Annotated in this window: 4 protein-coding genes and 2 pseudogenes; 1 reads left to right on the forward strand and 5 read right to left on the reverse strand. The window is 70.0% G+C overall.

Translation table 11 applies throughout. From position 1 onward, the window contains the following. Both ABZ646_RS37345 and ABZ646_RS37350 read right to left on the reverse strand, forming a co-directional pair. Positions 1-454, reverse strand: a pseudogene (locus ABZ646_RS37345) (FUSC family protein); the annotation flags it as partial. A gap of 244 nt (positions 455-698) precedes the next feature. Continuing rightward, positions 699-1763: a Glu/Leu/Phe/Val dehydrogenase dimerization domain-containing protein gene (locus tag ABZ646_RS37350; RefSeq protein ID WP_360529367.1), complete on the reverse strand. Its 1065-nt coding sequence runs from the start codon at positions 1761-1763 to the stop codon at positions 699-701. Between the two features lie 73 nt (positions 1764-1836). Between ABZ646_RS37350 and ABZ646_RS37355 the strand changes: the two genes are divergently transcribed. Then, entirely contained in the window at positions 1837-2337 is a 501-nt protein-coding gene (locus ABZ646_RS37355; protein WP_218967957.1) for a helix-turn-helix domain-containing protein, read from the forward strand. Between the two features lie 268 nt (positions 2338-2605). On the opposite strand, the gene ABZ646_RS37360 is transcribed toward ABZ646_RS37355, so the two are convergent. From ABZ646_RS37360 to ABZ646_RS37370, 3 genes and pseudogenes are all read right to left on the reverse strand, one after another. Further along, positions 2606-4768 (reverse strand): TniQ family protein, encoded by a 2163-nt coding sequence (locus tag ABZ646_RS37360; RefSeq protein ID WP_360529371.1) that lies wholly within the window; start codon positions 4766-4768, stop codon positions 2606-2608. A gap of 17 nt (positions 4769-4785) precedes the next feature. After that, positions 4786-5904, reverse strand: a complete 1119-nt coding sequence (locus tag ABZ646_RS37365; protein ID WP_360529374.1) for a TniB family NTP-binding protein — start codon at positions 5902-5904, stop codon at positions 4786-4788. Continuing rightward, positions 5901-6463: pseudogene (locus ABZ646_RS37370) on the reverse strand (transposase); the annotation flags it as partial. The pseudogene ABZ646_RS37370 and the gene ABZ646_RS37365, both read right to left, overlap by 4 nt.

A 6463-nucleotide genomic window follows, 5' to 3' on the forward strand; every position in this document is an offset into this window, starting at 1 on the left:
GGCCAGGTACCTGAGCGGGAGTCTGCGGCAGGAACAGAGCGGTCGAGCTGATGAAAGTCAGGACCACACTGGCGGGCGGGCCGATGCGGGTGGCGTCGCAGACGGCCTTCTGTAGAGCGGCCATGAGAGCGCCGACACCGACCAGGACAGCTGCGTTGGTGGTGAGCGCCGCCGTGAGCAGCGCGACGGCGAGGCCGCCGACCATGCCGAGCACCACCCAGACCAGGGTCTGGCACCGGGCAGCGTATGGGCGGTGGTGACAGTACAGAGCGGACATGGCGCCAGCTATCGGGTACATCGCCAGGTCGAGCCTGCCCAGCACAAGCAGAGACAGAGCAGGCAGGGCGGTAGCGGCGACCACGCTCAGCGCGGGCTTGAACCAGATGTCGGAAGGCCGAGCGCATCGCAGCACCCCGGCCTGGGCCACGCGGCACACGGCCGCACACGTACTCATCGATTTTCTCCGTGAGAGGCGCCGTCCCCCCTAGAGGGGCGATCGGCGCTTGGGGTGTCGTGCCCGCGCGGTGAAATACGAGCCGGGAAGGGGGGCGAACGCAGCCGGCTGTGAACCCCGCGCCGGGGAGGCGCCACGACCGGAACAGTTCTCAGATGCCGGTGCACGAGCACGACCCGGCGGGCGAGGGTGTCCGCAGCAAAGAGGCGTCCCTCAACCGGCGGGCCGGTCGTCGAGCAGAGAGCTATCGCCCGGCGGCGGCCAGCGCGCGCTCCGCGATCCGGTTGGCAGCTGCCAGGGTGGTCGTAGCCTCTTCGGCACTCCGCCGCAGGATCTCGGCGGTCGTCGACTGAATCGACCCCAGCCGGTCCCGGGACTGCTCAGGGCTCAGGTGGTGCAGTTCGACGCCGGTCCCGTACATCACTCCGCCGGCATTGGCCACGAAGTCGGGGGCCCAGGCGATTCCTGCCTTGGCGAGATCGGCGGCCACCTCGTCGGTGGCCAGCTGATTGTTGGCCGAGCCGACCACGGCGCGGCAGCGCAGCGCAGCCGCCAGCTCACTGGTGAACACTCCGCCCAGTGCGCACGGCGCCAGGATCTCCGTCTCCAGCGTGTAGGCGCCGTCGAGTTCCACCCACCCTGCTCCAGCCGTCTCCACGGCTGCGCGACGGGTGATGTCGATGTCGGTTGCCCTGACCGTGGCTCCTGCGGCCACCAGGCGTCGGGTGAGTTCCTCCCCCACGGCCCCGAAGCCGACGACCACGACGTCCCGGCCGTGCAGATCGGCGGCACCCCACAGATGCTCGGCAGTGGCCAGCATCGCGTGCTCCACGCCCGCAGCCGTGCCGAACGTTGTCGCACCCAGTCCGTTCTCGGTGGTCGAGTAGCCGCCGACGTACGGCGTGCGGCGACGGATGCGGACCATGTCGGCGGTGCTGCTGCCCACGTCCGGCGCCACGTGGTACGCACCGTCGAGTTCGTGCACCACTTCGGCCAGGTCCATCAGCAGTCCGTCACGCAGCGCCTCGTCCAGTTGCTGCGGGCCGCCGGGAAGCAGCGGTACGACAGCTTTGCCGCCGCCCGTGCCGTTGCCGACGGCGGCGGCCTTGTACGTCATGCCCCGGCTCAGCCGAAGGCAGTCGACGAACGCGTCGGCGGGGGACGCGTAGCGGGTTATGCGGACGCCGCCCACTGCGGGCCCGAGGCGGGTCGAGTGGATGGCGATGATCACAGGGAGGCCGGTCCGGCGGCCTGACCGGACCACCACCTGCTCGTGATCGAGAGTTGCTTCCAGGGCTGCAGCTGACATGGGGAAACCTCCAGAGGTGGGCGCGACGGCTGACTTAACGTACCTTAAGTCAGGCTGCTCGTAGAGTGGAGTGGTGACGTCATCCCTGATTGGCCTGCTGGCCGACCGCGACAGCTGGCGGTCCGAGCGCTGTTCCGCCGCTCGCGCCCTGGAGGTGCTCGGCACCCCGGCGAACCTGCTGGTGCTGCGCGAGGCGTTCTACGGCACGACGTACTTCCAGGACTTCGTGCGGGAAACCCCGCTCAGCGAGCCCGCGATGTCCAAGCGGCTCAAAGAACTTGTCGACGTCGGGCTCCTGACCCGGGTGCCTTACCAGGAAGCCGGCCAGCGCACACGGCACCGCTACGAACTCACCCCGCCCGGCGAAGAGCTCATGGTCGCCTTCTTCGCCCTCATGGAGTGGGGCGACCGGCATGCCGCCCCTGACGGAGGTCCGGTACGTCTGCGACACCGGGATTGCGGGGCACCTGTCCACCCCCGGCTTTCCTGCGCCGAGGGCCACATCCTGCCGCCGGGCGAGGTCGAAGTGGTCGCGGCACCCACCCTGCTGAGCACGGTGGCAGCCGACGACTGACCGGTGCCACGAGCACCCTGCCTGTCGCACGAGGCGTCACGTCCTAGCGATGCCGGGGCTGGCGCCGTTCGGGTGCGTGTCGGTCCCAGGACGCTCTTGTCTCCCAGGGAACCGAGCCTTCCGGCCAGTATCCATCCCCAACCTCGTCGCTAGTGGCCAACAAGATCGCCCGGACAGTTCCCAGTTGTCCTTGCATGCCCTTTGCGACGGCTCGGATGGGTTCCGGACTGCCACGGAGACAGGCAGCGTTTCCCGACCGTCTCTCTGCTCACTTCCGTCTCGGTCGGCCTGGACGGGAGCCGGCGGGACGCAGTTGGGTGCCGTTCTTGAGGAGCGCGAGACGGATGGTGGCGAGAGTGGTCTCCTCCAAGTCGGCGATGGCCTGGAGGGAGAGGCGGTCGCGTTCGTACCACTGGCGCCACTGTGCTGTCCGGGTGGCAGTGTGTTGGGTGCGGCGGAAGCGGGGCGGGCTCCAGTCGACGGGGTGCTCGGAGAGCAGGTGGACGACGTGGGTGGTGGTCGTCTTAAGGGTGCGGGCGAGCTGGGCGATGGAGAAGTCGCTGCCGGGCACGGCCTGGTGGAGCCGTTCGGGGCTGATGCTGTGCGGATCGGGCCCGGGCAGTTGAAGGCCGTGCAGCGCGCGTTCGGGGAGTTGGGGCGTCCACTGGAGGGGCTCGTTGATGCCGTGCTCGTCGAGGAGACGTCGTGCGGTGTGTCGGAGGAGTTCTGCTTCGGCGGGCAGGATCCGCCAGCAAAAGCGCTGGTAGTGCTGGCGTTGAGCGGGGGTGGCCGGCGCGATGTCGGGGTGGGCATGGTGGGCGGGTGAGCCGGTCAGCGTGTGGAAGAGCCAGCGCTGTGCGTGCACCGGGTTGGGGCTGGAGTTCGAGCGCAGTCTCCGCTGCAGCTCCAACCATGCCCGCGCGTCGATGAATTGGGGGCGGGTGGTGAACAGTGCCCGCCGGCGTGCGTAGTCGATCGGGGCGCCGTTCGTGTCGAGGTGGTCGGCGAGCAGGATCACCGCACGCAGGACGTCGGCGCCGTGCGGGTGGCGGGTGAGGGTGGCGAGGAACGTGGACACGTTGTGGCTGCTGACGGTGGTGCCGGTGAGGCGGACCGCATCGCGGATCGGTGTGGTGTTTCCGGCCAGCAGGCAGGCGACGGCAAGGAGTTCCTCGGCGCGTTGGGCGACGGGCCTGCCGCTGGCGTGCCGTGGGGTGAGCCGCAGCGTCCACTCCGGCCACAGGCCGGCCGGCAGCAAGCGGGCTCTGGCGTTGTGGTCGGTTGGGGGCCTGGTGGAGTCGACGCCGGTGCGGTGACGCAGGCGTGCCACCGGCATCAGCTTGCTCTCCCTGCTGCACCGCAGGGTGGCTTCGAGCGCGGGCGAGATCGCTCCGCCGAGGGCGACGACGTTGCCGGGGTACAGAGGTCTGCCGGATGCGGTCATCCGGCCGGTCAGCCACTCCGCGGCCCGGGCGGCGGAGCGGATGTTCTCGGCGCGCAGGATACGGAACGCTGCCGAGACTGCCACGGCCGTCGCAGCGGCGTCGCCGGGAGGGACGTGGCTGTGCAGATCACCATGGCGGGTGTCCAGTGAGCGTTGGGAGCCGACGGGCAGCGGGTGAGCGCGGTAGTGCTCCAAACGGTCCAGGACATTGGGTGCTGCGAGCGGGCCCAGGTCGTCGGGGGTTGCGTGGTTGAGGACGAGTGCTCCCAGAGTCTTCGTATCGCGCAGTACCACCTTCAACGGAGCGCCGCCGAGCCCGTACAGCGGCCAGCGCACCCGACGGCCCGGCGCGGTGAGGGCGGTGTCGATGAAGTGTTGGGCCTCGGCCAGATTCCCGTCGGCCGGGATCGCGGTGGCGGCGGTGTCGGTGAGGGGGTGGTGGCAGCGAGGTGGTCGTGGTCCGCTGTCGGGGGCTGCGCTGGAACACCGTCCCGGACGGGGTGTGTCCCGCCGGGGGTGGGAGCGCAGGCGAGGGATGCCGTGGCAGGCCGGGCAGCGGTCGGCCAGCAGGACGTGGTGGCGGGTGCAGGCGAAGGACCAGCTCAGCCGCCAGGTCACGGGCCAGCGTCCACCGGTGTCGGCGAGACACAAGGGGCAGAACCGGGATCCGGCCCGTCCCCACAGCACCCGCCGGTTCACTCGCCGGTGCCGGGGCAGGATGTCCACCGCATGCCCGTCGAAGGGCTGCAAGGTCATCGCCGTGAGCACGTCTTCGGCGATCCCGGTGACCGCGGTGATGGCCGCCCGTTCGTCCCGGGTGAGGCGGATGGTCCAGGCCGGCAGGACCAGGGCGGCCGTGGCCGTCTCCCGGTTGGGGAGGCCGAGCGCGCTGAGAACGTCGGTGAACGGGCAGGTCAGACGTGCGGCGGTGAACTCCAGCCAGGAATCCAGGGCTTCACCGGGCTGCGGTGCGCACCGGATCGGCATGGTCCGATGCCGGGGGCTCATCGGGCGGCCCGCGCCCTGCGTGGACGGCTGGTGGCCCGCCCCGCCGCCAGGGCGTATTCGAGTTCGCGGCGGGCCTGTTCGGCGGCCTCGTCGTTCCTGACCCGGTCGAGGAGATCACGGGTGAGGCATTCGGTGCCGGTGCGCTGGGCGCGCTGGCAGCCGCGGTTGACCAGGGTCATCAAGGAGCCGATGTGCCCGGTCGACCGGGCGAAGAGGTAGTCGGACAGATCGTCGGCGAGCATGCCGGGATACGTGTCGGCCAGGATGATGCGCTGTTCCAGGGCCAACAGCAGCCGCCGCCAGTGAGCACGGCCCTGGTCGGTGTCGATGGTGAAGGGCGGCATGTCCAGGCGGGTGGTGCGCCGGCCGGTCTGCGCCACAACGGTGTCGCCACTCGCCTCGCCCTCGCTGAACAAGCCTTTGTCCGCCAGTCCCACGCCGACCTTGAGGAGGGTGACGGGGAACTCGTTGGCGATCCACTTGAGGTGGTTGCTGACCTCGATGCCGCTGGTCTTGCGCCACTTCAGGAAGTGCAGGTCGTCCAGGACCAGCAGACGCACCTCGCAGGACACCACGCAGTCCAGGGCCTGCAAGCCGAGCTGGGCGGCCGTGGAGTTCTGACGTCCGGGGTGACCGAAGAACTCCAGCATGGCCCGGTTGAGGTCCTTCATACCGGTGTTGCCGGTCAGGCCCACCCGGCACACAGGCCACCGCTCATGCCCCTGCGCCGTGAACGCCCCGAATTCGGCGATCTCGTGGCGGTGGAACTCCCGGGCGAAGGCGAGCACCGCCGTGGTCTTGCCCAGGCCCGGGAACGCGTCGACGGCCACGGCCCCCTTCGCCTTGTCGCCGTCCTGGAGATTGCTGTCCACGATGTCCCACAAGTCCTCGTGCAGCGCGGCGAGTTGAGGAGTACGGATCGGCCCCAGATTGGCGTGCCACTCCCGGCGCGCACGGTCGTAGGCGCTTCGCGCCGCCGTATCCAGGGCCCGAAGCTCACCGCGGTTCAGACTCTCGGGCTGGATGCGGCGCGGCGCGTCGGCGAACGCCTGGAAGTCCTCCTTCCGTGACAGCGCCAGATTCCCCGGATCCGGCCGGGACGCCGGGGCACTCACACGTCCTCCAGAGCGTCGGCGTAGAAGTCGTCCTCGTCGACGGGCCCGAGGTCGGCCTCGTCGTCATCACCCGCCTCGGAAACTGGGGGTTCGGCGACTGGGGGTCCGGCTGGCCGCGAGTCCTCGCCCAGCGCCCGGCGGACGGACGGTAGGGAGCCGGCCTCCGGCACACCGGTGGAGGGCAGTTCGAGGGCGGCCTGTTCGCGGGACAGGCGCAAGGCGATTCGTCGTTCGGGAAGCGTGGTGCCCAGTCCGAGATTCCAGCGCTCCAGCAGGTCGGCGACGGCGAGCCGGTCGTCGGGATAGCGGTACTTCGAGGCGGCCAGTTTCCGGGCGAAGACCAGGGCGTCCTCGCTCAACGGCATTCCCGCCGCCGGTGCATGCTCCCAGGTCAGGGTGTGCCAGACACGGGTCGCCGGATCACGGAAGTAGATGTGGGTGATGTCGTCCGGGTCGATCTGGAACGGCCACCCGTTCGTCACTGGGCCCTCGTACGGGCTGCGGATACCTGGGGCGGGCAGACCCGGGCCGCGGTAGCGGCGGCGGTCGATCTCGACGC

Origin of the sequence: Streptomyces sp. NPDC007162, assembly GCF_040634175.1 — a bacterium.
In the GTDB taxonomy this organism is placed as follows: domain Bacteria; phylum Actinomycetota; class Actinomycetes; order Streptomycetales; family Streptomycetaceae; genus Streptomyces.

Excerpts from the sequence above, each read along its gene's own strand:
- ABZ646_RS37350 (WP_360529367.1), bottom strand. The coding sequence starts at position 1,763 with ATGTCAGCTGCAGCCCTGGAAGCAACTCTCGATCACGAGCAGGTGGTG.
- ABZ646_RS37360 (WP_360529371.1), bottom strand. The coding sequence starts at position 4,768 with ATGCCGATCCGGTGCGCACCGCAGCCCGGTGAAGCCCTGGATTCCTGG.